At 64.5% G+C, this 26,717-nt stretch carries 21 protein-coding genes; 8 read left to right on the top strand and 13 right to left on the bottom strand.

Going from position 1 to position 26,717, the window contains the following annotated elements:
* Positions 1–58 precede the first annotated feature (58 nt).
* From AC07VY_RS01450 to AC07VY_RS01480, 7 genes are all read left to right on the top strand, one after another.
* Positions 59–1,030, top strand: coding sequence for a Tim44 domain-containing protein (locus AC07VY_RS01450; protein ID WP_495095864.1), 972 nt, complete (start codon positions 59–61; stop codon positions 1,028–1,030).
* A 35-nt stretch (positions 1,031–1,065) separates the two neighbouring features.
* On the top strand, positions 1,066–1,614 hold the full coding sequence (locus AC07VY_RS01455; protein ID WP_495075038.1) for a hypothetical protein: 549 nt from the start codon (positions 1,066–1,068) through the stop codon (positions 1,612–1,614).
* Positions 1,611–3,191 (top strand): ubiquinone biosynthesis regulatory protein kinase UbiB, encoded by a 1,581-nt coding sequence (gene ubiB / locus AC07VY_RS01460; protein ID WP_495075037.1) that lies wholly within the window; start codon positions 1,611–1,613, stop codon positions 3,189–3,191. Before AC07VY_RS01455 ends, ubiB begins: the two co-directional genes overlap by 4 nt.
* A 67-nt stretch (positions 3,192–3,258) precedes the next feature.
* Complete coding sequence (locus tag AC07VY_RS01465; RefSeq protein ID WP_495075036.1) at positions 3,259–3,603, top strand: FmdB family zinc ribbon protein; 345 nt, start codon at positions 3,259–3,261, stop codon at positions 3,601–3,603.
* A gap of 8 nt (positions 3,604–3,611) precedes the next feature.
* The gene (locus AC07VY_RS01470; RefSeq protein ID WP_495075035.1) at positions 3,612–4,238 is read left to right on the top strand and encodes a DUF502 domain-containing protein; all 627 of its coding nucleotides are present in this window, start codon (positions 3,612–3,614) and stop codon (positions 4,236–4,238) included.
* An 81-nt stretch (positions 4,239–4,319) separates the two neighbouring features.
* Positions 4,320–6,128: an aspartate--tRNA ligase gene (aspS, locus tag AC07VY_RS01475; RefSeq protein WP_495075034.1), complete on the top strand. Its 1,809-nt coding sequence runs from the start codon at positions 4,320–4,322 to the stop codon at positions 6,126–6,128.
* Positions 6,129–6,294: 166 nt separating this feature from the next.
* Positions 6,295–6,990 (top strand): aspartate/glutamate racemase family protein, encoded by a 696-nt coding sequence (locus tag AC07VY_RS01480; RefSeq protein WP_495075033.1) that lies wholly within the window; start codon positions 6,295–6,297, stop codon positions 6,988–6,990.
* 75 nt (positions 6,991–7,065) lie between these two features.
* Here AC07VY_RS01480 and AC07VY_RS01485 read toward each other — a convergent pair whose 3' ends face one another.
* On the bottom strand, positions 7,066–7,869 hold the full coding sequence (locus AC07VY_RS01485) for an AraC family transcriptional regulator (protein ID WP_495095863.1): 804 nt from the start codon (positions 7,867–7,869) through the stop codon (positions 7,066–7,068).
* Between the two features lie 79 nt (positions 7,870–7,948).
* On the opposite strand from AC07VY_RS01485, the gene AC07VY_RS01490 reads away from it, so the two are divergent.
* Positions 7,949–9,187 carry an MFS transporter gene (locus AC07VY_RS01490; protein WP_495095862.1) on the top strand — a complete coding sequence of 413 codons (1,239 nt, stop codon included), beginning with the start codon at positions 7,949–7,951 and terminating at the stop codon, positions 9,185–9,187.
* Positions 9,188–9,255: 68 nt separating this feature from the next.
* Here AC07VY_RS01490 and arsA read toward each other — a convergent pair whose 3' ends face one another.
* The 12 genes from arsA to AC07VY_RS01550 all read right to left on the bottom strand — a co-directional run bounded on the left by arsA (position 9,256) and on the right by AC07VY_RS01550 (position 26,465).
* On the bottom strand, positions 9,256–11,058 hold the full coding sequence (arsA, locus tag AC07VY_RS01495; protein ID WP_495095861.1) for an arsenical pump-driving ATPase: 1,803 nt from the start codon (positions 11,056–11,058) through the stop codon (positions 9,256–9,258).
* Between the two features lie 2 nt (positions 11,059–11,060).
* Positions 11,061–13,607, bottom strand: coding sequence for a cation-translocating P-type ATPase (locus tag AC07VY_RS01500; protein WP_495095860.1), 2,547 nt, complete (start codon positions 13,605–13,607; stop codon positions 11,061–11,063).
* A 238-nt stretch (positions 13,608–13,845) separates the two neighbouring features.
* The gene (locus tag AC07VY_RS01505; RefSeq protein ID WP_495095859.1) at positions 13,846–14,967 is read right to left on the bottom strand and encodes an ABC transporter permease; all 1,122 of its coding nucleotides are present in this window, start codon (positions 14,965–14,967) and stop codon (positions 13,846–13,848) included.
* Positions 14,968–17,691: a ribosome-associated ATPase/putative transporter RbbA gene (rbbA, locus tag AC07VY_RS01510; protein WP_495095858.1), complete on the bottom strand. Its 2,724-nt coding sequence runs from the start codon at positions 17,689–17,691 to the stop codon at positions 14,968–14,970.
* Positions 17,688–18,827 (bottom strand): HlyD family secretion protein, encoded by a 1,140-nt coding sequence (locus AC07VY_RS01515; RefSeq protein WP_495095857.1) that lies wholly within the window; start codon positions 18,825–18,827, stop codon positions 17,688–17,690. Before AC07VY_RS01515 ends, rbbA begins: the two co-directional genes overlap by 4 nt.
* Positions 18,824–20,218 carry an efflux transporter outer membrane subunit gene (locus AC07VY_RS01520; protein WP_495095856.1) on the bottom strand — a complete coding sequence of 465 codons (1,395 nt, stop codon included), beginning with the start codon at positions 20,216–20,218 and terminating at the stop codon, positions 18,824–18,826. The genes AC07VY_RS01515 and AC07VY_RS01520 overlap by 4 nt, the downstream gene beginning before the upstream one ends.
* An 86-nt stretch (positions 20,219–20,304) precedes the next feature.
* Entirely contained in the window at positions 20,305–21,252 is a 948-nt protein-coding gene (arcC, locus tag AC07VY_RS01525) for a carbamate kinase (RefSeq protein ID WP_495095855.1), read from the bottom strand.
* Positions 21,249–22,247: an ornithine carbamoyltransferase gene (argF, locus tag AC07VY_RS01530; protein WP_495095854.1), complete on the bottom strand. Its 999-nt coding sequence runs from the start codon at positions 22,245–22,247 to the stop codon at positions 21,249–21,251. The genes arcC and argF overlap by 4 nt, the downstream gene beginning before the upstream one ends.
* 14 nt (positions 22,248–22,261) lie before the next feature.
* On the bottom strand, positions 22,262–23,488 hold the full coding sequence (locus tag AC07VY_RS01535; RefSeq protein WP_495095853.1) for an arginine deiminase: 1,227 nt from the start codon (positions 23,486–23,488) through the stop codon (positions 22,262–22,264).
* A gap of 16 nt (positions 23,489–23,504) precedes the next feature.
* The gene (arcD, locus tag AC07VY_RS01540; protein ID WP_495095852.1) at positions 23,505–24,950 is read right to left on the bottom strand and encodes an arginine-ornithine antiporter; all 1,446 of its coding nucleotides are present in this window, start codon (positions 24,948–24,950) and stop codon (positions 23,505–23,507) included.
* A 266-nt stretch (positions 24,951–25,216) separates the two neighbouring features.
* On the bottom strand, positions 25,217–25,555 hold the full coding sequence (locus tag AC07VY_RS01545) for a chaperone modulator CbpM (RefSeq protein ID WP_495095851.1): 339 nt from the start codon (positions 25,553–25,555) through the stop codon (positions 25,217–25,219).
* Complete coding sequence (locus AC07VY_RS01550) at positions 25,536–26,465, bottom strand: DnaJ C-terminal domain-containing protein (protein WP_495095850.1); 930 nt, start codon at positions 26,463–26,465, stop codon at positions 25,536–25,538. Before AC07VY_RS01550 ends, AC07VY_RS01545 begins: the two co-directional genes overlap by 20 nt.
* Positions 26,466–26,717: the final 252 nt, after the last annotated feature.

Here is a 26,717-nt window from a genome sequence, read left to right on the forward strand (position 1 = left end):
CGGCCGTATACCTTGCGTTGCTTGGCAGTGGCGTCTGAATAATTCAAATGGAGATGGTATGAAAGTGTGGGCATTGGTTTTGGCTGTGACCGTGGCGTTGACGTCGGTCGTGGATGCCGAGGCCGCGCGTTTGGGCGGCGGCAGGTCGGTTGGCAAGCAGTCCAGCAATGTCATCCAGCGTGAAGCCACGCCTGCGGCGCCCGTCGCACCGATGCAAAGCACCACCAACGCAACCCGCCCCGCGCCAACGGCAGCGCCCGCAACTGCGGCAGCGCCACGCCGTCCCTGGGGTGCCATGCTGGGTGGTTTGGCGGCAGGTTTGGGTTTGGCATGGCTGGCCCATTCCTTGGGTCTGGGTGCCGAGATGGGCCAGTTTCTGATGATCGCCTTGCTGGTTTTGGCGGGCATGGTGCTGTGGGGTGTTTTCCGGGCGCGCAAGAGTGCGAGTGCGGCCGCTTCGGCCAGCCCGTATGCCTTCCAGGGTGCTGCTGCGCCCATGGCACCCAGCGTGTATCGCCCTGAAAACGTGGGCAACGATGCATCTGCACGCCCATTCGAGCGCAGCAACGTGCTGCCGCTGGAGGCTGCGGGTGGTTCTACCTCGATGATCGGCTCGGCGCTGGCCGGTCCGCAGGGCTGGGGTGTGCCGGCGGGCTTCGATGCTGAGGGATTTTTGCGCTCCGCCAAGAACAACTTCATCACCTTGCAGTCGGCCTGGGATCGTTCCGACATCGCGTCGCTGCGGGCCATGATGACCGACACCATGCTGGGTGAGATCCAGTCCCAGCTGAACGAGCGCGAGCTGCACATCGGTGCCCAGATCAACAAGACCGACGTGGTCATGCTGGATGCCAAGCTGCTGGGCATCGAAGATCTGGGCAACGACTACATGGCCAGCGTTGAGTTCTCCGGCATGATCCGTGAAGAACCATCCGCCGGCCCCAGCCCGTTCCGCGAGGTCTGGAATATGACCAAGCCCAAGAGCGGCGCCAGTGGCTGGCTCGTTGCCGGGGTACAGGCCCTGCAGTAAGAGCAGCTTGTTTCTATCCGGGATAATGGGGGACTATGGCAACACAGTCCCCTTTTTCTTTGTTCGAAAACCTTTTCAACCGTGTCACTGAGAGCTTGCAGCCACCCGCCTGGGTGGTGGACGAGGTGCAGAACCGCGTTGTCCTGCTGCTCAACCACGTGCTGCAGCAGGAGCCCGAGGCCATGGCCCGGCTCACGCGGCAAAAAGGGCAGGTGGTGCTGGTGCAGTGGCGCCATTTCCACATGGCTTTGCGGGCCACCCCGGCCGGTTTGCTGGACCGGGCCGAGCCCGGTTTGCAGCCCAGCCTGACGCTGACCGTGACCGAATCTTCGCCTTTGTCCCTGCTGCAGCAGGCGCTGAATGCCGATAAGCCGGGTGTGCGCATCGAAGGCGATGTGCAACTGGCGGCCGAGGTCAACTGGCTGGTAGACCATGTGCGCTGGGACCTGGAGGAAGATCTGTCCCGCATCATCGGTGATACCGCGGCCCATACGGCCGGCCAGGTGGCACGCCGTGTCGTGGGGGCTTTGCACCAATTCCTGGGCCAGCGCATGGCCGCCAGCGCCGACAAGGCGCACACATGAGCCGGATTTTTCGCGGCGCCTATATCGTCTGGATCGTATTCCGTTACGGCCTGGACGAGCTGGTACTGACCAGTTTGCAAAAGCCCTGGCTGGCCGTGCTGGCCCGTGTGTTGTCGATTGGCCGCAATCTGCAGGCGCCGCGCGGTGAGCGTCTGCGTGAAGCGCTGGAGCGCCTGGGTCCCATCTTCGTGAAGTTTGGCCAGGTGCTGTCCACCCGGCGCGACCTGTTGCCGCCGGATCTGGCCGACGAGCTGGCCCGTTTGCAGGACCGCGTGCCGCCGTTCCCCTCGGAAATTGCGGTGGCGACCATAGAGCGCTCCTTCCGCAAGCCCCTGGACGCTATTTTTGAAAGCTTTGACCACACACCGGTGGCCAGTGCGTCGATCGCCCAGGTGCACTTTGCGGTGCTGAAGGACCGCAACGGCCGGCTGCGCGAGGTGGCGGTGAAGGTGCTGCGCCCCGGTATGCTGCCCGCGATCGAGAGCGATCTGGGGCTGATGCGCACCATGGCTGGCTGGATCAATGGCCTGTCTGCCGACGGCAAGCGTCTGAAGCCGCTGGAGGTGGTGGCCGAGTTCGACAAATACCTGCATGACGAGCTGGATCTGGTACGTGAGGCGTCGAGTGCCGCGCAACTGCGCCGCAACATGGAAGGCCTGAACCTGGTACTGATTCCAGAGATGTTCTGGGACTTCTGCGCCACCGAGGTCATCGTGATGGAGCGCATGACGGGCATCCCCATCAGCCATACCGAGCGCCTGCGGGCTGCGGGCGTGGACTTCAAGCAGCTGGCGCGCGACGGCGTGACCATCTTTTTCACCCAGGTGTTTCGCGACGGCTTTTTCCACGCTGACATGCATCCGGGCAATATCCAGGTGTCGGTAGAGCCGGCAACCTTCGGGCGCTATATCTCGCTGGACTTCGGCATCGTCGGCACGCTGACCGAGTTCGACAAAGAATACCTGGCGCAGAACTTCACGGCTTTCTTCCGCCGCGACTACAAGCGCGTGGCCGAACTGCATATCGAGTCCGGCTGGGTGCCTGCGAACACCCGGGTGGACGAGTTGGAGGCCGCTATCCGTGCGGTGTGCGAGCCTTACTTCGATCGGCCCTTGAAGGAAATCTCGCTGGGCATGGTGCTGATGCGCCTGTTCCAGACCTCGCGTCGCTTCCAGGTGGAAATCCAGCCTCAACTGGTGCTGTTGCAGAAAACCCTGCTCAATATCGAAGGCCTGGGCCGCGAGCTGGACCCTGAGTTGGATTTGTGGAACACCGCCAAGCCCTTCCTGGAAAAGTGGATGCTGGACCAGGTAGGCCCCAAGGCTTTCTTCGAGCAGCTGAAAAACGAAGCCCCGCGCTACGCCAAGTTGCTGCCGGAGCTGCCACGCCTGCTGGTGGACTACCTGAAGCAGGGCGCCGCAGACCGGGGCGGCGACCAGCGCAAGCAGATCGAAGAGCTGCTTGCCGAGCACAAGCGTACCAACCGTTTGTTGCAAGGCCTGATTTTTGGCGCCATCGGCTTTGGCCTGGGCCTGCTGGTGATGCGTGTGGCATTGCTGTCGCCCTTCCTCTTCTGAGTCCGGGTTTTCACCCGGGCAAACTATAATCATAGGTTTTGCGACTTCAACCCGAGCCTTCTACGCCATGCCTATCTACGCTTACAAATGCGAGTCTTGCGGGCACGCATTAGACGTGCTGCAAAAAATGTCCGACGCTCCGCTGACCGACTGCCCCAGCTGCGGCGCTCCTGCGCTGACCAAGCAGGTCACCGCCGCGGGTTTCCAGCTCAAGGGTTCGGGCTGGTATGTAACCGATTTCAAGAGCGGCGGCGCCACGTCCACGCCAGCGCCCAAGGTAGACGACAGCAAGCCTGCAGCCACCGAGCCGACCAGCGCCACCAAGTCCGCCGACACCCCGGCAGCCGCAGCCCCGGTGGCGGCGCCTGCACCGGCGCCTACTGCGTCCGGTGGCACGGGATCGGGTAGCTGAGAGCCATGATGGCCGCGATCCGTAAATGGTTGCTCTCTGGCCTGCTGGTGATCGTGCCGCTGGCGATCACTGTGTGGGTGCTGGAGTCCATCATCAGCACTTTGGACCAGACCCTGCTGATCCTGCCGGACAGCTGGCAGCCCGACAAATTGCTGGGCTTCCATATTCCGGGTTTCGGCGTCTTGCTGGCCCTGGCCATGCTGTTGCTGGTGGGCGGCGTTGCCAGCAATTTCATCGGCAAGAAGCTGGTCGGCTGGTGGGACAACCTGCTGCACCGCATTCCCATCGTGCGCTCCATCTATTCGGGTGTGAAGCAGGTGTCGGACACCTTGTTTTCGGAAACCGGCAATGCTTTTCGCAAGGCTGTGCTGATCCAATGGCCGCGCGACGGTGCCTGGACCATTGCCTTCGTGACCGGTGTGCCAGGTGGCGATGCAGCGAACTACCTGCAGGGCGACTACCTCAGCGTGTACGTGCCCACCACGCCCAACCCGACAGGCGGCTACTTCATCATGCTCAAGAGCAGCGACTGCATTGAGCTGAAAATGAGCGTGGACGAGGCGCTGAAATACATTGTTTCCATGGGGGTGGTTGTGCCTAACGTCGTTGCACCCCACCTCGCCAAGCCCCATTAAGACGTGATGGGCGTGGCAGGCCCTGGTGGCCTGCCTTCTTTGTAACCATTGCGCCCCGCGGGGCGCCAGAAATCGATAGCCATGCAATCTCAAATGCGTACCACCTACTGCGGTCTCGTGACCGAAGCCCTGCTGGGCCAAACCGTCACCCTGTGCGGCTGGGTGAACCGTCGCCGCGACCACGGTGGCGTGATCTTCGTTGACCTGCGCGACCGTGAAGGCTATGTGCAAGTGGTGTGCGACCCGGACCGTGCCGAGATGTTCGCCGTGTCTGAAACCCTGCGCAACGAGTTCTGCGTGCAGATCAAGGGCCTGGTGCGTGCGCGTCCCGAAGGCACGGTCAACGACAACCTGAAGAGCGGCAAGATCGAAATCCTGTGCCACGAGCTGACGGTGCTGAACCCCTCGGTTACGCCCCCGTTCCAGCTGGACGACGACAACCTGTCGGAAACCACCCGTCTGACCCACCGCGTGCTGGACCTGCGCCGCCCGTACATGCAGAACAACCTGATGCTGCGCTACCGCGTGTCGATGGAAGTGCGCAAGTTCCTGGACGCCCATGGTTTTGTGGACATCGAAACGCCCATGTTGGGCAAGTCCACGCCTGAAGGCGCGCGCGACTACCTGGTGCCCAGCCGCGTGCACGAAGGCATGTTCTTCGCGCTGCCGCAAAGCCCTCAGCTGTTCAAGCAGTTGCTGATGGTGGCCGGCTACGACCGTTACTACCAGATCACCAAGTGCTTCCGCGACGAAGACCTGCGCGCTGACCGCCAGCCAGAATTCACCCAGATCGATATCGAAACCTCGTTCCTCACCGAACAGGAAATCCGCGATATGTTCCAGGGCATGATCACCACCGTGTTCAAGAACACGCTGGGTGTGGACCTGGGCGAGTTCCCGGTGATGACCTTCCAGGAAGCGGCGGCCCGCTATGGCTCGGACAAGCCTGACCTGCGCGTCAAGCTCGAATTCACCGAACTCACCGACGTGATGGCCGACGTGGACTTCAAGGTGTTCTCGGGTGCGGCGACGATGAAGAACGGCCGTGTAGTCGGCCTGCGCGTGCCCGGCGGCGCCAAGGAAGTCGGCGGCCTGAGCCGCAGCGACATCGATGGCTATACCGAGTTCGTCAAGATCTACGGCGCCAAGGGCCTGGCCTACATCAAGGTCAACGAGCTGGCCAAGGGCCGCGACGGCCTGCAAAGCCCGATCGTCAAGAACATCCACGACAAGGCCCTGGCCGAAGTGCTGGCCCGCACCGGCGCGCAAGACGGCGACCTGATTTTCTTCGGTGCCGACAAGGCGAAGATCGTCAACGACGCCATCGGCGCGCTGCGCATCAAGATCGGCCACAGCGAATTCGGCAAGAAGAACGGCCTGTTCGAAAAAGGCTGGCGCCCGATGTGGGTGGTCGACTTCCCGATGTTCGAATTCGACGAAGACGCACAGCGCTACACCGCCACACACCACCCGTTCACTGCGCCCAAGGACGGCCACGAAGACTGGATGGTCACCGCGCCCGAGAAGTGCATCTCTAAGGGCTACGACATGGTGCTGAACGGCTGGGAAATGGGGGGCGGCTCGGTGCGTATCCACCGTGCCGACGTGCAGCAAAAGGTGTTCGACGCGCTGAAGATCACGCCCGAAGAAGCGCAAGACAAGTTCGGCTTCCTGCTGGATGCGCTGCAATACGGCGCGCCCCCGCACGGCGGCCTGGCTTTCGGCCTGGACCGCATCGTGACCTTGATGACCGGCGCCGAGTCGATCCGCGACGTGATTGCCTTCCCCAAGACCCAGCGTGCGCAGGACTTGCTGACGCAAGCGCCTTCGACCGTGGACGAGAAGCAACTGCGCGAACTGCACATCCGCCTGCGCAACCCCATCGTCTAAGCCGCTGCAGCCCTGGGGGCTGCTGGCGTGCACCGAAAGGCCAGCTTTGTCTGGCCTTTTTTTATGGCGAAATTGCTATTGATTGTGTAGCTGCTTGCGCAGATAAATATTGCGCTGGCGGCCTGAAATGCCTAGTATCTCCAGCCCTTTGTCTGGCGGAATTTGTATGAAAACCATAGGCTTGATCGGCGGCATGAGCTGGGAGTCCACCATTCCCTACTACCGCATCCTGAACGAAACCGTGAAGCAGCAGCTGGGCGGCTTGCATTCGGCCAAGGTGGTGTTGTACAGCGTGGACTTCCATGAGGTCGAGCGACTGCAGCATGCGGGTGACTGGGATGCCGCCGGGCTGCTGCTGGCGGGCGCCGCCCGCGCGCTAGCGGCCGCCGGGGCCGACTGCCTGGTGCTGTGTACCAACACCATGCACAAGGTGGCGGCGGCGATCGAGTCGGCCGTCTCGATTCCGCTGCTGCACATCGCCGACCCGACTGGCGCCCAGATACAGCAGGCGGGCTGGCACACCGTGGGCCTGATCGGAACCCGCTTCACCATGGAGCAGGATTTCTACCGCGACCGCTTGCGCGAGCGCCACGGCCTGCGTGTCCTGGTGCCTGAAGCGGCAGAGCGTGACACCGTGCACCGCGTGATCTACGAAGAGCTGTGCCTGGGCCGCATAGAGCCCGCATCCCGCGAGGCTTACCAAAAGGTGATGGCCCAGCTGGTGGCGCAGGGTGCGCAGGCCATCATCCTGGGCTGTACCGAAATTTCGCTGCTGGTGGGCGTGGCCGATGCCAGTGTGCCCCTGCTGGACACCACGGCCATCCATGCGCGCAGCGCGGCAGTGTGGGCTTTGCAGTCCTAAACTTTTGAATGAAATAGGCCGCTGGCGCAGGTATCTTCTGCGCAGGCAGCTATCAAAAGCATAGTAACCACGAACTCAGGATTGCCAGGCCTGGAACTGGCTGGGGGTATGGCCCATGGCGGTCTTGAACATGGCGGCGAAGGCGCTGTCGCTGGTATAGCCGCAGGCCTGGGCCACCTGGCTTACCGGCATGCTGCGCGCCAGCAAGGGCAGGGCATGGGCCAGCACCGCCTGCTGGCGCCATTGCAGATAGCTGGTGCCCAACTCATCACGGAACAGGCGGGCAATGGTACGTTCGCTGGCGCCGATATGCGAGGCCCATTCGGCCAGCGTGGCCTGGCGGGCCAGGTCGCGCAACACGGCGTCGCACAGGGCGCGCAGGCGCTTGTCCTGGGGTAGGCGAATGGCCAGGTGGTGCGGCGCGGCCTGGCTGATTTCCTGCAGGGTCAGCAGCGTCAGGGCGTCCTCGCGCGGGCCGGGCTGCATACCTTCCAGGGCCTGTATGAGTTCTCGCAGCAGCGGCGACACCACCAGCGCACGCGCCTGGGTCCAGCCGGCAGGCGTGGCCGATGCGTGCATGTACACCGTGCGCAGATGGGCGTTTTCCAACATGGTCACGGCGTGCAAGGTGTTGGCCGGTATCCAGACTGCGCGCGACGGCGGCACCACGAAGCTGGTGTGGCCTTGCTGCTCCATGGCGGTCACCTGGATCAAGCCCTGGTCGCAATACGCCAGCTGCACCCAGGCGTGCTGGTGCGGCTCGAAATGCGCGTCCGCTGGCTGCATCTGGGTGCGGCTGCGCACCGGCCGGCCAGGGCTGGGCGTGAAGTTCTGGAAGTCTCCCAGGTCGGCGGATGTGAGCGGGCCTCTGCGCAGCATGGTGGGTTTGGCGTAAATTCGATGAAAACTGTCTATTTAATGCATTCCAGAAGATGCAGGCGAATACTACGATAGCCGCATGTCTACCTCCAGTACCTCCTTACCCTTGCCTCCCACTGCCAGCCTGCGCCACGAGGCCTCCGTGATCGGGCTGGTGGGCACGGCCCACATGATCAGCCATTTCAGCCAGCTGCTGTTGGCGCCTCTGTTCCCCTGGTTGAAGCAGGACTTCAATGTCAGCTACGCGGAACTGGGTTTCTTGATGACCATCTTCTTCGTCGTTTCCTGCGCGGTGCAGATGGCTTCGGGCTTTGTGGTGGACCGGTTCGGCCCGCGCCCTATTTTGTTTGCAGGCCTGGGGCTGCTGGGTTTGGCGGCTTTTGGCTTCTCGGCCAGCACCAGCTACGCCATGCTGGCGGCTTTCTCTGTGTTGGCCGGCATTGGCAATGGCGTGTTCCACCCGGTCGACTACACCTTGCTGAACCGCAAGATCAGCGCACCGCGCCTGGGTCATGCCTATAGCGTGCACGGCATTACCGGCAGCCTGGGCTGGGCCTTGGCGCCGGCCATGCTGGTGCCGATTGCGCTGGCGTTCTCCTGGCGCACGGCTCTGGCCGCGGCTGGCACCCTGGCCTTCGCCGTACTGGCCGTGCTGTGGGTGAACCGCGACAAGCTGGCTTTGTCTGTGTTGCCGGCGGTGAAAGCCGGCGCGCCTGTATTGGAGGGCGGCAGCATGGGCTTTATGCGTATACCGGCGGTGTGGATGTGCTTTGCCTTCTTCTTTTTCTATGCCATCGCGCTGAGCGTGGTCCAGGCTTTTGCGCCCGAAGCCGCGCGCCAGCTGCATGCTGTGCCGCTGGGCATGGTCGCCATGTGCCTAACCATTTACATGGTGTGCAGCTCTGGAGGCATGGTGCTGGGCGGCTTTCTGGCGGCCGACCCCACGCGCTGCGAGCGGATTGTGGGCGTGGGCTTTGGCGTCGCGGCCAGCTTCGCCCTGGTGCTGGCCCTGGTGGATGTGCCGGCCTGGAGCGTGCCCGTGCTGTTCGGCCTGATGGGTTTTGCCGCCGGCACCGGCGGGCCTTCGCGGGACCTCATCGTCAAGCGGGCCACGCCGCCCAATTCCACCGGGCGTGTCTATGGCGTGGTGTATTCAGGTCTGGATATTGGCCAGGCGCTGTCGCCCCTGGTGTTTGGTACTTTGATGGACCACCAGCGCTACACCAGCGTATTCGTGGGCTTGGCGCTGGTACAGGCGGTGTTGATTGCCAGCGCCTTCAATGTGCGCAAGGCCCGGCGCACCGCGCTGGCCGTCTGACGGCGCAGGCAGCACGGGGGGAAGAATGCAGTGTTCCAGCGGCATGCGCCCATGCGGTAAGCCGGTAGCTAAGGCTTGCTCACCATGCGCTTGCTCACCATGCGGCTCAGCGGGGCGATGCCAATCGGCGGCTGGCTCAGCCATGGCACCACGAAGCTGCGCTTTGCCAGCCCAGCCGCCATGCGCTCTATCTGCTTGCGTTCGCCCACCAGCCTTGCCGCGAGCAATGGGTCGTGGGTGCCGGCGGCCAGAACGCTTTTGTTGAGTACCCAGGCATACGGTTCGATGTGGGCGCGGCGCAGATCGTCCTGCAACGCAGCGGCCTGCGACACCGGAGTCGCTTCGGGCAAGGTCACCAGGATGATCTTGGTGTAGCTGCCGTCTTGTAGCCGCATCAGCGGCGTCACGACGTGGCCGGCATTTTTGCCCTCGAATTCGCGCAGCATCTGCCGGTGGTAGGCGCCGGTGGCGTCCATCAGCAGCAGGGAGTGCCCGGTGGGAGCGGTATCCAGCACCACAAAGGCGCTGCGTGCTTCGCTGACTATGCGCGAGAAGGCATGGAACACGGCCACCTCTTCGGTGCAGGGTGAGCGCAGGTCTTCCAGTAGCAGGGCTTGCTCCTGCGCGTCCAGTCCGGGCGACTTGGCTGCCATGACCTTGTCGATATAGCGCTGTGTCTCCGTCTTGGGGTCGATGCGGTCCACGCGCAGGCCTAGCAGCGCACCGCCAAGCGTGCCGGCCAGGTGTGCGGCCGGGTCGGTGGTGCTCAGGTGCACGGTTTTGCCGCGCTGCACCAAACCGAGGGCAAGTGCTGCGGCAATGGTGGTTTTGCCCACGCCGCCTTTGCCCATCACCATCACCATCACCAGGCCATGGTCTGTGGCGGCCAGCGCGTCGGCCAATGCCGCCAGGTCGTGGCCAGCGGTAGCGGGTTCCATCGGCGAGGGCGGGGGCGCGATGGGCAGTGCTTGCCCGGATGACAGCAAGGCGCGCAGAGCGGGCAGTCCAATGGTGTCAAAGGCGCGCAGCGGGATCGTGTCCTGGGGCAAGGTGCGCAAGGACGCGGGCATGTCTTGCAAGGCCTGCAGGCCCAGCGCCTCGATGGCGTTGGCGACGGCATCGTCGCGTTGTCTGGCATGGAACACACCGTTGATCGCCAGGCGTTGGTTGCGCAGGCCCAGCCCCTTCAGCTCTTCAGCGCTGCGGGCTGCCTCGGCGATGGCGCCCTTGTCCGCCCGGGTGACCAGGACCACCGTGGTTTGCCTTGGATCGCTCAGCGTCGCCAGCGCTGCCTTGAAGCGTTCTTCCTGCATCTTCAAACCCGAGTGCGGGCCCAGGCAAGAGGCACCTCGGTCGTTACCTGCGAGGAAGCCGCTCCAGGCCTGGGGCAGGCTCAGCAGCCGCAGGGTGTGGCCGGTGGGTGCGGTGTCGAACACGATGTGGTCGAAGCGCGCATCGTGCTCGGACAGCAGCGTGGCGAACTCGTCGAAAGAGGCTATTTCGGTGGTGCAGGCGCCAGACAGCTGCTCGCGCACGGTGGCAAGTTCGGCGACGCTGGCCGCCACGCCCATCTGTGCCAATACGCGCTGGCGGTAGGCCTCTGCTGCCGTGTCGGGGTCGATGTTCAAGACCCACAGGCCGGGCGCGCCTGGCACAACCGTCGGCGTGTTGCGCAGTTCAACACCCAGCATCTCGTCGAGGTTAGAGGCCGCATCGGTGCTGACCAGCAACACATGTTTGCCGGCATCGGCCAGTGCCAGCGCGGCGGCGGTGGAGAGCGAGGTCTTGCCGACACCGCCCTTGCCGGTGAAGAACAGGTGCCGTGTGGCATGGGCCAGGAATGCCATGGGTTGCGGTGAAGGTGTAGACATATTCAGTTGGAGGATTTGAGGGGTGTTGGAGGGAGCTCAATCTGCCGCCCCATGGCCCACTTCACCGCCTCGAACCACAGCAGGCTGGCGGCGGCCAGGCCCAGCGCGGCCAGCAGCATCCACGGCGCGGGCTGCTCGAATGCAAACAGGCGGCGGATCGGGGCGAAGCCGAGCACCGCGCCCAGCAGTAGCACGGTGGCGGCGCAGGTCCAGCCAAAGTAGCGGTTGCGTGCGGCGTCCTTACGCCACGAGGGGCGGGTCCAGCTGCGGTTGGCGTAGATCAGGCCCAGGTTGGACAAAACCAGCACGCTGAACACCAGGGCCCGGGCCACGCCCTCTGAGTGCATCCGGGAGGTGGCATATACGGCCAGCAGCAGTACCAGCAGGCCCAGGCCCTGCCACAGGCCGCGCAGCAGCACGCTGCGGTCGAACAAATGGGCGCTGGCCGGGCGCGGTGGCACGGCCATGGCGTCAGCCTCCAGCGGCTCGGCCTCGAACACCACCGAGCAGGCCGGGTCGATGATCAGCTGCAGAAACAAGATGTGCACCGGCATCAGCAGCAGGGGCCAGCTCAGCAGCACGGGCAGCAGCGACAGGCCGACGATGGGCAGGTGCACACCCACCACGAACACAATCGCCTTGCGCAGGTTGGCAAACACGCGGCGGCCATAGCGCACGGCGGTGACGATGGAGGCAAAGTCGTCGTTCAGCAGCACCAGGTCGGCTGCCTGGCGGGCCACCTCGGTGCCGCGCGCGCCCATGGCCACGCCGATGTGGGCGGCCTTGAGGGCCGGCGCGTCGTTCACGCCGTCGCCGGTCATCGCCACCACGTCACCGCGCGCGCGGAAGGCCTGCACCAGCCTCAGCTTGTGCTCGGGCTGCACGCGGCAAAACACGTTGGTGTTCGCCAGGCGGGCCTGTAATTCCGTGTCGCTGAGGGCGGCGAGCTCCTGCCCGGTCATGGGCGCTGCACCGCTGGGCAGGCCGACCTGGCGGGCGATGGACAAGGCGGTGGCCGGGTGGTCGCCGGTCATCATCACCACGCGGATGCCGGCGGCGTGGCATTCGGCGATGGCCTGGGGCACATCGGGCCGTACCGGGTCTTCCAGCGCCACAAGGCCCAGGAATACGAAGTCGAAGTCGTGCTGGTTGTCTGGCAGGGGCTGGGCGGGGAACATGGCACTGGCCACGCCCAGTACGCGCAGGCCGTCGCCAGCCATGGTGGCGACCTGGGCGGCAATCTGCTGGCGTTGTGCCTCGGGTAGGTGGCACAGGTCCACGATGGCCTCGGGCGCGCCCTTGGCTGCAATCATGCGTTCGCGCAGATCGGGCGACTGCCATACACGCGACATGGCCAGCATTTCTGGCGACAGTGGGTAGTCGTCCACCAATGTCCAGTTGGCGTGCAGGTGTTCGGTATGCGCCAGCAGGCGCGCGCCTGCGTCAACGATCGCGGTTTCCATGGGGTCGAAGGCGCGGCGGTGGCTGGCCAGCACCGCATATTCCAGCACGCCATGCAGGCCCTCGGCCAGCGGCGCATTGCCAGCCTGCAGGCTGTCATAGGTCTCTGCGCCGGCGCACAGCCGCCGTACCGCCATGCGGTTGGCCGTGAGCGTACCGGTCTTGTCCACACACAACACGGTGGTGGCGCCCAGCAGCTCCACGGCGGGGATGTTACGGGCCAGCACTTGCTGGCGCGATAGGCGCCAGGCGCCCAGGCCGAGGAATAGCGTCAGGATCACCGGCAGTTCCTCGGGCAGCACTGCCATGGACAGCGTCAGTCCGGCCAGCAGCCCGCCCAGCCAGTCGCCGCGCAGCAGGCCGTAGGCCACGGCCAGCGCAGCCGCCAGGGCAATACCCACGATGGCCACGGCTTTGACGACGTGTTTGGTTTCCTGCTGGATGGGCGTGGTCTCGCTGGCGATGCCTTCCAGTGACTTGCCTATGCGGCCCAGCGTGCTGCGTTCGCCGGTGGCCACCACCAGGCCTTGCCCGCTGCCCTGCGTGACCAGCGTGCCTGAGAAGGCCTGCGCTGCTGCAGCGCCACCGGCCTGCTTCTGCACCGGCACGGATTCGCCGGTGAGCAGGGATTCGTCCAGTGCGAGGTTGGCGGTGTGGGTCAGTTGCAGATCGGCAGGCACGCGGTCGCCCTCGTCCAGCAGCACCGCGTCGCCGCAGACAAGGTCGCAGGCTGAGATTTTCAGGGGCTGGTCGCCACGCAGCACCAGCGCCAGTGGGCTGGACAGGTCGCGTAGCGCGTCCAGCGAGCGTTCGGTGCGCCGCTGCTGCACAAAGCTGATGCCCATCACCACGCACACAAAGCCCAGCAGCATCAGTGCTTCCTGGTGGTCGCCCAGCAGCATGTAGAGCGCGCCGCAGGCCACCAGCAGCAGGAACATGGGCTCCAGTACCACATCAACCACCAGGCGCAACAGGCTGCGCGGCCTGGAGGTGGGCAGCGCATTGGGGCCGTCTTGCGCCAGGCGCTGTTGCGCTTCGGCCTGGGTCAGGCCGGTGGTGTTCAGGCTTGGCGGGATACGGTCCGCCACTATGTTGGCCTGGCGGAATCTGCCGACCAAGCGGAGATGATGACGCTCGCCACCAGCAGGGCAGCCAGGGCGCTGCGAACAATTGAAGTTGTCATAGGGGCTTTCGCTGGATTGAGGTCGTTCGCGCACGAGGCTTCCGCAGCACTTCAGATTTTTGCTGTGCTGTTTAGTCTGACGCCAGCTTGTTTTCTGTTGTTGATGCAGGTCAAGCCATCCATTGCAGCCCCTGGGGACACACTCAGGCCATCTGGCTGATCGTCTTGCGAAAGCGGGCCAGGGAGGCAAAGAAAAATACAGTGCCAATCACCAGAATGGCCAGCAGCTGCGGCCATACCACCGCCAGGCCGGCGCCCCGGTACAAAATCGCCTGACCAGCGGACACAAAGTGGGTGGTGGGGGCCACCAGCATCACGTTTTGTACCAGGGCCGGCATACTTTCACGCGGGGTGGCCCCGCCCGACAGCATCTGCAGCGGCAGCAGCACCAATACCAGCAGCATGCCGAACTGCGGCATGGAGCGCGCCAGGGTGGCCAAGAAGATACCCAGGGATGTCGTGGCAAACAGGTGCAGCGCAGCCGCCAGCATGAACAGCGCCACCGACCCTTCGATCGGCACGCCTAAAGCGCCCTGCACCACAAACACCAAGGCTGTTAGCGCAGCCAACAGCACCACCAGACCCATGGACCACACCTTGGCCAGCATGATCTCGATGGGCGTCACCGGCATCACCAGCAGATGCTCCAACGTGCCGTGTTCGCGCTCGCGTATCAGTGCAGCGCCGGTGAGGATGATGGACAGCATGGTGACGTTGTTGATGATCTCCATCAGTGAGCCGAACCAGGCTTGCTCCAGATTTGGGTTGAAGCGCATGTGCAGCACCAGGTCTACCGGCGCTACCGCAGTGCTGCGGTAGCGTTGCACAAATTCGTTGATTTCGCTGGTCACGATCTGCTGGATGTAGCCATTGCCGGTAAACGCCTGGCTCATTAGCGTGGCATCCACATTCAGCTGCAAGATGGGCGTGCGGCCTGCCAGCACATCACGCTGGAAGTTGGGTGGAATGTCCAGCACAAAGGTGTATTGGCCACTGTCCATGCCCGCATCCACTTCGGCTAGCGACACCATGGTGGGGGGCTTGAAGTGCGGGGGGTACAAGCTGGAAATGATGCGCGCCGACAGCGGCGATCCGTCTTCGTCCACGATGGCAATCGGTGCGTTGTGCAGACTCTCCGGCATGGCCGTGGCCGCCACATAGATCGACAGGGTGAAGGTATAGGCGATCAGCACCAGCATCATCGGGTCGCGCACCAGACTCCACAATTCCTTGACGCCCAAGCGGTAGATGTTGGGGATGCGCATTCAGCGGGCCTGCTTTTTCAGCAGCCATATGGACATGAGCAGGATCACGGGGGCGGCGATCAGCAGAGGCCAGAACGATGCACCCAGGTTGGAGAAATCCAGCGCCTTGTTGAACACGCCGCGGCAGATCGTCAAGAAGTGCGTGGCGGGATAGATGTGTCCAACCACCGCACCCATGCCTTCGAGTGAGGACACGGGATTCGTCAGGCCCGCAAACTGCACGCAGGGGATGATGGTGCCGATCATGGTGACAAATATCGCAGCGATCTGGCTCTTGGTGAAGGTGGACGCCAGCAGGCCAATGCCGGTAGAGCTGAGCACAAACACCAGGGCGGCCAGTGTCAGCGTGGCAAAGCTGCCCTTGATGGGCACGTCAAACACGGTCACGGCCAACGCCGCCATCAAGAAAAAATTGAACATGGCCAGCGCGATGTACGGCAGCTGTTTGCCCAGCAGGAACTCGCTGCGGGTGACCGGGGTGACGTACAGGTTGATGATGGAGCCCATCTCTTTCTCGCGCACCACCGACAGTGCCGTCAGCATGGCCGGGATCATCATCAACAGCATGGGGATGACAGCCGGCACCATGGCGGGCAGGCTTCGGACATCGGGGTTGTAGCGGTAGCGCGTCTCGATGCTGGCGGGTGCTGCCACCGACTGGCCCAGCCTGTGGGCGGCCATGTCGGCCAGCCAGGTTGCGTGCATGGCCTGCACATAGCCGCGCACGGTTTCGGCCCGGGCGGGCATGGCGCCATCGACCCAGGCCCCCATTTGCACCGGCGTGCCGCGTTCTATGTCGCGGCCGAAGCCATGGGGTATTTCGATGGCCAGCGACAGCTCGCCGCTGCGCATGCGCTGGTCCAGATCGGCGTAGCTGGTGATGGCTGGTTTCTCGATGAAGTAGCGCGAACCGGAGAGGTTGAGCACGTAGTTCTGGCTCAGTGCCGTTTGGTCCTGGTCCATCACGGCGTAGGAGAGGTTCTCTACATCCAGATTGATGCCATAGCCCATGATGCACATCAAGAATGCCGTGCCCAGCAGCGCCAGTGCGGCCCGCACCGGGTCGCGCTGCAACTCCAGCGCCTCGCGCAGCGTATAGCTCCAGGCGCGCGCAAAGCTGAAGCCGCGTGTGCGGGGGGCCGCTTCGGTGCTTTTGCCCGCTACAGGTGCGACATCGGCCTTGGGTGCGGGAGGTGCGGCCTCTTCCAGATAGGCGATGAAGGCCTGCTCCAGATTTTCCGCGCCACGCTTTTGCACCAGGCTGGCCGGGCTGTCGGTCACCAGCACGCGGCCGGCGTGCATTAGCGAGATGCGGTCACAGCGCTCGGCCTCGTTCATGAAGTGGGTGGAGATGAAGATCGTCACCAGGTCGTTGCGGGCCAGGTCGATCATCAGCTGCCAGAACATGTCGCGCGCCACCGGGTCCACGCCGGAAGTCGGCTCGTCCAGAATCAGCAGCTCAGGTTTGTGCACCATGGCCACCGCCAGCGACAGGCGCTGGCGTATGCCCAGTGGCAGGCTTTCCGGCAGGCTGTCCAAGACCTCGCGCAGATTGAAGCGCTGCACCATGGCGTCCACGCGGCCGGGAATCTCGGCCTCGGGCACCTGGAACAGGCGCGCGTGCAGCACCAGGTTTTGCTGCACCGTCAGCTCGCCATACAGCGAGAACGCCTGCGACATATAGCCCACGCGCCTGCGGGTGGCGATGTCCTTGGGGTTCACCTTGCTGCCAAACAGCAGGGCCTGGCCTTCGGTGGCGGGCAGCAGGCCGGTCAGCATCTTCATGGTGGTGGATTTGCCGCAGCCGTTGGAGCCCAGAAAGCCAAAAATCTCCCCGCGCCGGATGCGGAAGTCCACCCTGTCCACGGCCAGGAAGTCGCCAAAGCGCATGCTCAAGCCCTGGGCTTCAATGGCGATTTCGGGCTGGGCTGTTTCCACCAGCGGCGGTACGTGGATGGCATGGTGGTCGTGCCGCTGGGCCTCGGGCAACAGGGCGATAAAGGCGGCTTCCAGTGTCTCGGTGCCGGTGCGCGCGCGCAGTTCGGCGGGCGTGCCCTGGGCCAGTATGCGGCCGGCGTCCATGGCTACCAGCCAGTCAAAACGGTCGGCCTCTTCCATATAGGCGGTGGCTACCACCACGCTCATGCCGGGGCGCTCGCTGCGGATGCTGTCGATCAGATCCCAGAACTGGCGGCGCGATAGCGGGTCCACGCCGGTGGTGGGCTCGTCCAGAACCAGCAGGTCGGGGTCGTGGATCAGTGCGCAGCACAGGCCCAGCTTCTGCTTCATGCCGCCAGACAGCTTGCCTGCTGGCCGCGACAGAAACTCTTGCAGCCCGGTGCTGCGCGTCAGGCTGTCGATGCGGCGGCGGCGCTCGGCGCTGTTGTGGCCAAACAGGCGGCCAAAAAACTGCAGGTTTTCCTCTATCGACAAGGTCGGGTAAAGGTTCTTGCCCAGGCCTTGCGGCATGTAGGCAATGCGCGGGCACACGCTGTTGCGGTGTGCGGTGCTGGCCATGTCGCCACCCAGTACCTGCACCTGGCCCTGCTGCACCGCCCGGGCGCCGGCCAGCAAAGACAGTAGGCTGGATTTGCCCACGCCGTCCGGCCCGATCAGGCCCACCATGCACCCGGCGGGCAGGTCCAGCGTGATGTCGATCAGCGCCTGCGTCTTGCCGTAGTGCAGATGGACGCTTGCCAGCTGCGCAACCGGGGTTGCGGTCACTGCGGCACCTTGACGGTCAACTCCGCAGGCCACGCGCTTTGTGCGTCGGTTTTGATCCAGGCCATGCCTGGCACGCCGGTCTTCACTTGTTGCAGGTGTTTTTGCAGCAAGGCGGGGTCGATTTGCGCCTTCACGCGGAACATCAGTTTTTGCCGTTCGCTGGCGGTCTCCACCGTCTTGGGTGTGAACTGCGCGGTGCTGGCCACAAACGAAATCTTGCTGGGAATCACATACTGCGGTGCGGCATCCAGCACCAGGTGCACCTCGCTGCCCAGCGCCAGCCGGCCGGCGTTGGCCTCGGGCACAAAGAAGGTCATGTACACATCGGCCAGGTCCACCAGGCTCAGCACTTTGCCGCCGGCTGCGACCACCTCACCGGGCTGGGCAATGCGGTACTGCACCCGGCCAGCACGCGGTGCGGTCAAGGCGCTGTCGTCCATATCGGCCTGGATGCGTACCACGGTGGCGTTGGCGGCCAGCACTGCAGAGCGGGCGGCAGTCACCTGGGTTTCGGCGGCAGCGATAGCGGCGCTGGCGGCGGCCACCTGGGCGCGGGCAGCATCCACCGCCGCTTGCACGCTGCGGACACGGGCGCGGTCGTCGTCCAGCTCCTGCTCGGACGAGGCACCTTCGCGGGCCAGGATTTGCGAGCGTTGCAGACGCAGTTGCGCTGCATCGAACTCGCTCATACGCTGCGCCACCACGGCCTGTGCGGCCAGGCGGTCGCTGGCGCGCATGGCCACCTGGGCCACTGCCGTGTCTATGCCGGTCACGGCCTGCTGTGCACGCGCACGGGCTTCATCGCGCTGGGCTTCCAGCGTTTGCACCTGCATGTGGCCCAGCACCTGCCCGGCCTGCACCAGCTCGCCCTCGTCCACCAGCAGGTCTTGCACACGGCCGCCAAGCTTGGCCGCCACATTGATTTCGGTGGCCTCGATACGCCCATTGCTGCTGACAAAGCCCGGGCCCGGACCCTGCGGCCGCAGCAGATGCCAGGCAAAGTAGCCGGTTGCCGCCAGCGCGCCCGCAAGGGCCGCAGCCACCAGCCAGGGCTTCCATTTCGGGCCAGGCGATGGCGACGGAGGGGCTGGGGTGGGGGGCGCCGGTGGGGCGGCCACGGTGAGTTCGTTCGTCATGGGGTGCCGTTGAGGGAAAGAGGGGTTGGTTCCAGCGCGCCGCCGCCCAGGGCGGCATACAGGCTGACGCGGCTGGCCAACAAGGCATAGCGCGTTTGCACCAGCTGCTGCTGGGCGGCCAGCAGGTCGCGCTGGGCGTCCAGCACATCCAGGTAGGCGGCGGCGCCGTTGTCAAAGCGCATTTGCGATAGGCGGGCGCGTTCGGTCTGGGTGGCCAGGGTGGTCTGGGCGATGGCGGTCTGCTCGGTCAGCCAGCGGCGGGCCGACAGGGCATCGGACACGTCGCGGAAGGCGCTTTGTACGGCTTTGTCGTACTGGGCCAATGCGATGTCGCGGCGGGTCTCAGTCAGCGCCAGGTTGTTGCGGCGGCGGCCGGCATCGAATATCGGCAGCGTGATGCTGGGCGCGAAGCTCCAGGCCTGGCTGCCGCCGGCAAACAGGCCGTCCAGCTCGGCGCTGGCCGTGCCCCAGCTGCTGGTCAAAGCCACGCGGGGAAAGAAGGCGGCGCGTGCGGCACCGATATTGGCGTTGGCAGCCTGGAGCTGGTACTCGGCGGCCCGGATGTCGGGGCGCAACAGCAACAGGTCGGACGGCAGGCCGGCGCGCAGTTCCAGCGCCACGCCGGGTGAGCCGGCGGTGGATTCGACATCGCCGGGCGTGCCCACCAGCAGCGTGAGCGCGTGCATCTGGCTGGCGCGGGCCTGTTGCAACTGGACCGCCAGCGCCTGGGCCTGGGTGAACAGTGTTTCGACCTGCGTCAGGTTCAGCCGCGAGGTGGCGCCCACCGCCACCCGGCGCTGGAAGATGCGCAGGCTCTCGGCCCGGCTGGTGGTGGTTTGCTGGGCGAGTGCGATGCGCTCGTCCAGCTCGCGCAGCGCAAAGTAGCTGTTCGCCACCTGGGCGACCAGGGCCACGGTGGCCGCCTGGCGGGCCGCATCGGTGGCCAGGTAGCTCTGTAGCGCGGCGTCTTGCAGGCTGCGGACCCGGCCCCAGAAGTCAATCTCCCAACTGGCCATGCCCAGCCCCACCTGGTATTGGCTGCCCAGCAGCGGCTTGCCGGTAAAGCTCAGGTCCGCCGGGGTGCGCGAGCGGGTGGCGCCAGCCTGGGCTGCCAAAGTGGGGTAGGACTCTGCGCGCTGGATGCCGTAGGCGGCGCGGGCTTCATCGACCCGTAGCACTGCGGTGCGCAGGTCGCGGTTGTTCGCCAGCGCCTGGGCGATCAGGCTTTGCAGCGCGGGCTCGCGAAAGTAGTCGCGCCAGCCGATGGCGGCGGCTGAGGCGCCGTCCTGGTTGGTCTCGGGTGCGTATTGGTTTGCGACTGGCAGCGCGGGGGCCTCGTAGGGCGGCGCCATTGACGCGCAGCCCGCCAGAAGCAAGGCCGCCACCAGCATTGCGCTTTTGCGCAGCCCGTGTTTACTATGGTTTTTATAGCTGCTAGCGCAGGTAGAGATTGCGCTAGAGGTCTTTTCTTTATAAATCATCGTGCGACGGGTCTACCTATGGGATCAGGGCGAACCTGGGTGCCAGCGGTGCCGGCCAGCAGGGCTTCGATGTCGTCCAGCGACCCGATGACGGCGCGGCGGCCGGTAGCGATGACGAAGGCGCAGGCGGCAGCGACCTTGGGCCCCATTGAGCCGGCAGGCCAGCTGTGTTGCCTCAGCTCTTTGGGCGTGACTTTGCCCAGGGCACGCTGGCTGGGCTGGCCCCAGTCCAGATAGATGGCGGCCACATCGGTGGCGATCACCAGGCAGTCGGCCTGGAGCTCGCGGGCCAGCAGGCTGCTGCACAAGTCTTTGTCAATGACCGCTTCCACGCCCTGCAGGCTGCGGCCGTCGGCGCCCCTGGCAACAGGAATGCCGCCGCCCCCGGCTGCAATCACCAGCGCGTCGTGCTCCAGCAGCCAGCGGATGGCATCCAGGCCCAGCACGCGCAGCGGCTGGGGTGAGGCGACCACGCGCCGCATGCTGTCGCCGTCAGCGGCCATCTTCCAGCCCTTGTCGGCTGCCAGCTGCGCCGCCTGGCTGGCGGTGTATATCGGACCTATGGGTTTGCTGGGGTGGGCAAAGGCCGGGTCCAACGGATCGACCTCCACCCGCGTCAGCAGCGTGGTGATGGCACGCGTGGCGGGCAGCAGGTTGGCCAGTTCCTGCTCCAGCAGGTAGCCAATCATGCCCTCGGTCTCGGCCCCCAGCACGTCTAGTGGGTAGCTTTCCACGGCGGTGTCCAGTGCGGTATAGGCGGCGGACTGCAGTGCAAGTAACCCCACTTGCGGCCCGTTGCCATGGGTCAGCACCAGCGTGTGGGTGTGGGCGATGCGTGCCAGCTGGGTGGCGGCGCGGCGGATATTGGTCAACTGGTTGTCGGCGCTCAGCGCCTGGCCGCGCCGCAGCAGCGCATTACCGCCCAAAGCGACGACGATCTTCATGCCAGCGTGGCCACCAGGGCCGCCTTGATGGTGTGCAAGCGGTTTTCGGCCTGGCTGAAGACGATGGAGGCATCGGACTCGAAGACTTCGTCGGTCACCTCGATCTCGCTCAGTCCATAGCGCTCGTGGACCTGGCGGCCCACCTCGGTGTCCAGGTTGTGGAAGGCGGGCAGACAGTGCATGAAGCGCGAGCGCGGCTTATGGGTGGCCTGCATCAGCGCGGCGTTGACCTGGTAGGGCAGCAGCTGGTCGATGCGCTTCTTCCACACCTCGTCCGGCTCGCCCATGGAAACCCACACATCGGTGTAGACAAAGTCGGCCAGCGCCACGGCTTTGAGCGGGTCGCTCTCCAGGGTGATGCGGGCGCCGGTGCTGAGGGCCAACTCGCGCATCTGTGCCACCAGTGCTACCGGTGGCTGCAGCTCTGGCGGAGCGGCGATACGCACGTCCATGCCCATCTGCGTGCCGCCAATCAGCAGCGAGCAGCCCATGTTGAAGCGTGCGTCGCCAAGGTAGCAGAACGACAGCTCGTGCAGCGGCTTTTCGCCAAACTCCTGCATGGTCAGCAGATCGGCCAGTACCTGGGTGGGGTGGGCTTCGTCGGTCAAGCCATTCCACACCGGCACGTGGGAAAAGCGCGCCAGGTCTTCCACCACGCTCTGGTGAAAGCCGCGGTACTCGATGCCGTCGTACATGCGGCCCAGCACCCGGGCCGTGTCCTTCAGCGATTCTTTGTGGCCCATTTGCGAGCCCACCGAGTCGATGTAGGTCACATGGCCGCCCTGATCGTGCACGGCTACCTCGAAGGCGCAACGGGTGCGGGTGGAGGCTTTTTCAAAGATCAGCGCGATGTTCTTGCCCTGCAGCCTAGGGTGTTCTGTGCCGGCTGTCTTGGCACGTTTCAGGTCGGCGGCCAGGTCCAGCAGATAGCGGATGTCGTCGGGGCTGAAGTCTTGCAGCGTCAGCAGGCTGCGGTTGCGGAGGTTGAAGGCCATGGGGGGTTCTCTGGTTAGAGGGGGTCGCGTTCGATCGGGCAGGACATGCAGTGGCTGCCGCCCCGCCCGCGCCCCAGCTCGCCGCTGGGCACAGTGATGACCTCTACCCCGGCCTTGCGTAGCAAGGTGTTGGTGTAGGTGTTGCGGTTGTAGGCCATGACCACACCGGGGGCCAGCGCCAGCAGGTTGTTGCCGTCGTCCCACTGTTCGCGCTCGGCCTCATAGCTGTCGCCGCCGGTGGCTACGCTGCGAAGCCGGGGCAGGCCGATGGCTGCGGCGACCACATCCAGGAAGGGCTGTGTTTCGGTGCGCACGTCCAGCGTACCTTCGGTTTTGCCGGGGCGCAGGCTGTGCACGCGGATGGCATCCACCACGTCGGGGAACACCGTCACCAAGTCCACATCGCAAAAACTGAACACGGTATCCAGATGCATGGCGCCGCGCGATTTGGGCAACTGCGCGGCCAGCACATGGGTGGCCGCACCCTGTGCGAATAGGCGCCGGGCCAATTGGCTGACGCCCTGTGGCGAGCTGCGTTCGCCCATGCCGACCAGTACCACGCCGTGGCCCACCGGCATCACGTCACCGCCTTCCAGCGTGGCCAGGCCGTGGTCTGTATCCGGGTCGCCCCACCATTCGGTGACGCTGCCTGCAAATGTGGGATGGAAGCGGTACACCGCCGCCATCAGCAGCGTTTCCTGGCGCCGGGCTGGCCAGTACATGGGGCTGAGCACCACGCCGGAGCCGATCCAGCAGCTGTTGTCCCGAGTGAACAAGGTGTTGGGCAGCGGTGGCAGCAGCAGGTCGGCGGGGCTGGCGCAGCGGGCCAGCAGGCCGTCCATTTCAAACGGCAGCTCGGCCCGGGCCACACCGCCGATCAGGTGTTGGGCCAGCAGAACGGGCGGCAATGTCTCCAGCCAGGGGCGCAGCTGCGCGGCAGTTTCTGCGTCTACGAAGTTGGGGCCGAGCTTGCGGTCCAGCAGCCAGGTGCGTGCGGCGGGGATGGCGACTGTATCGGCCAGTAGGTCGTGCAGTTCCAGCACTTCCACGTCGCGCTCGGCCATGGCCGAGGTGAAGGCGTCATGGTCGTTGCGGGCCTGTGCCACCCACAGCACATCGTCAAACAGCAGCTCGTGGCAGTTGGCGGGGGTCAGGCGCTTTTGCGCCAGGCCAGGGCGGCAAACCAGCACCTTGCGCAGGCGGCCGACTTCGGAGTACAGGCCTTTGGGAAGGGTTGTCATGGTGATGCGTCCGGTTCTATAAGCTGAGTTGGCCCATGCTGAGCAGGTAGGCGGCGACCAGGGCCAGCGCCACCAGCAGCGCCAGCACCAGCCATTCCCAAGGGGTGAAGGCTTTTTCAGCGCGCTGGCGTTTGGCCACGATGTACAGCAGCGCACCGGGGGTGTAGAGCAGGGCGCTGAGCAGCAGATACTTCAGCCCGGCGGCGTACAGCAGCCACAGGCAATACACCATGGCCAAGCCGGTGACGGCGATGTCGCTGCGGTGCTGCGCGGCACGCGGACCTTCGCCGCGCCAGGTCAGCACCAGGCCGTAGACCGCACTGAACAGATACGGCACCAGAATCATCGCGGTGGACAGCGAGATCAACGCCAGGTAGGACGCCTTCCAGAACAGCGTGACCAGCAAAAACACCTGCACCATGCCGTTGGTCAGCCACAGCGCGTTGGCGGGCACACCTTTGCGGTTTTGTTGGGACAGCCAGGATGGCATGACACCGCCACCTGCAGGGGTGAACAACGACTCCGCCGCCAGCAGCGTCCAGGCCAGGAAGCCACCGCCAACCGAAACGATCAAGCCCAGGGTGATGGCCACCGCGCCCCAGGTGCCTACCGCTTTCTCCAGCACGCCGGCCATGGACGGGTTTTTCAGCGCGGCCAATTCAGGCTGGGTGGTGATGCCCAGCGACAGCAGCGATACCGCCATCAGCAGCAGCAAACACAGCAAAAAGCCGATGACGGTGGCGCGACCCACATCTTTGCGGTCGCTCGCACGCGCTGAATAGACGCTGGCCCCTTCGATGCCGATGAACACCCACACGGTGACCAGCATGGTGCTTTTGACCTGGTCCAGCACCGAGCCCAGCTTGGCATCGCCCCAGAAGTCCAGCCGGAAGGTATCCACCTGGAAGGCCATGGCCACCAGCACGATGAACAGCAGCAGCGGCACCACCTTGGCCAACGTGACCACGGCGTTCAGCACCGCTGCACCTTGTATGCCGCGCAGCACCAGTGCATGGATGACCCACAGCGCGACCGAAGCGCCCAGCACCGCGGCGGGTGTGTTGCCTTCGCCCAGTACCGGGAAGAAATAGCCCAGCGCGCCAAAGGCCGCTACCAGATAGCCCACGTTGCCAATCCAGGCGCTGATCCAGTAGCCCCAGGCCGAATTGAAACCCACGTATTCGCCCGACAAGGCCCGGGCATAGGCGTAGACGCCGTTGTCCAGCTCCGGCTTGCGCAGCGACAGGATTTGGTACACGCGGGCCAGGGTCAGCATGCCTACACCGGTGATGATCCAGCCCAACAGGATGGCTCCTGCACCGGCGCCCGCCGCCATGTTCTGCGGCAACCCGAAGATGCCACTGCCAATGATGGAGCCCACCACCAGCGCCACCAGCAGGCCGAGGCCCAAGGTGCCTGGCGCGCGCGCCTGTACAAGCGGGCTTGGTGTTGCAGCGTTCATGGTGTTATCTCTTGCATGGATGGGAGGATCGGGCCTGGTTCGGCGCTTGCACTAATGTTGTACAGACCGGTATCGGGTCGGCTGATCTATGTCAATGTTTCGCGCGGGTACTGCAAGTTAGACCGCTTATGCAAGCTGGATTGCGGGCTTGAAGTGCCAGCCTGCAGGAGCAGCTTCCCGATCAGGTTGTTGCAAGCCATTTAAGCCTCTAGCGCTTATTCTGTCTGCGTGGATAGCTATCTTTATTGATACTGCACGACGCCGCACTAAGCAAGGGCGTGGGACGGCAATTGGGCCTGCAGCGACCGCACTTGGCGCTCCAGCGCCTCGATGCGGTTGAGGTGACCGAGCAGCAAGGCCACGCTGAACAGGTCCAGGTCAAAGTCTTTGCGCAATTTGGCCGCAGTGCGTAGCGGGGCCACCCATTCGGCGCTGAAGGCGGACTCTTGCGGGGCGGCTTGTAGGGGGGCTAGCGGCACCAGGGCGCTGTATTCGATCAGCTCTTCTAGGTCGGCGGTGCCCATTCCGCAGCAGCGGGATAGTTCGGCCAGGGTCATGGTCTCGCTGGCATCCAGCCAGACCCATTCAACGAGGGTGAGGTTCATGGTGCGACTCCTTGGGTGGCGTTTGGCGTGGATTGAAATGGGAGATGCGTGACAGCTCCACATACAGCTCGCGTTCCCGGTCTGACAGCGTGGTGGGTACATCAATATGGACAAGTGCATAGAGGTCGCCGAACCCGTTTTTTCCTTGGGACAGGCCCCGGCCTCGCAAGCGCAACTTGCGGCCTGAGCGGGTGCCTTGCGGCACGGTCAGTAACACCGGGCCGTCCAGCGTGGGTACCTCGATTTCCGCGCCCAAGGTCGCTTCCCACGGAGTCAGCGTCAGGTCAAAGTACAGGTCGTGGTGGTCCGGGCGGAACAAGGGATGGGGCGCCAGCGTGATGTGCAGGTAGATGTCGCCATCGGCCCCACCGTTGCGCCCCTTGCCGCCTTTGCCGCGCAGCCTGAGCTTTTGGCCCTCGCGCGTGCCGGGTGGGATGCTGACCTCCAATGTGCGCGTGCCACCGGCATCAGCCAGGTTCAGGTTGAGTGTGCAGCCCCGGTGTGCGTCCTCCAGGCTGATCTGTACCGTGTTTTCATAGTCATGGCCGGGTGTGGACACAGGTGCGCGGGCCGATCCTCGACGGCCATGGCCCATGGCGGCCAGCAGGTCGGCCAGGTCCATGTCGTCAAACGATGCAGCATCTGCCGCATGTTCGTGCCGCCATTGGGGTGGTGGTGCAAATTCTTCTCCAGCCCGTGGCTGGCCTAGCGCGTCGTAGGCGGCCCGCTTCTCGGGGTCCTTGAGGGTGGCGTAGGCCTCAGCGGCATCCTTGAAGCGGGCTTCGGCATCGCTTGCCTTGGAGACGTCGGGGTGGGTCTGGCGCGCCAGTTTGCGATAGGCCTTTTTGATCTGCTCCAGGCTGGCATCGCGCGGTAAGCCCAGCGTGGCGTAGTAGTCTTTGTATTGCATAGCGGGTGGCCTTACGTAAAAGACGCATTCATGGGCCGGGTGTTCTGCACCCATGTGCCCGAACCTTAGGTTGCCGCGTTGCTGGCCGGCTTGTGCACGGCGAATGTATGGCCGCAGAAACCCATTCCCATGGTGTCCGCATCTGCGCCGGACAGGCTGATCTATGTCAAGGTTTTGCTTGGAACTTGCAGCTGTGGAAGTTCAGCAGCTATCTCTGTAGCCGGGCAACGCAGAGTCAATGATTGACAGCAG

This window comes from Rhodoferax sp. GW821-FHT02C08 (genome assembly GCF_059421805.1).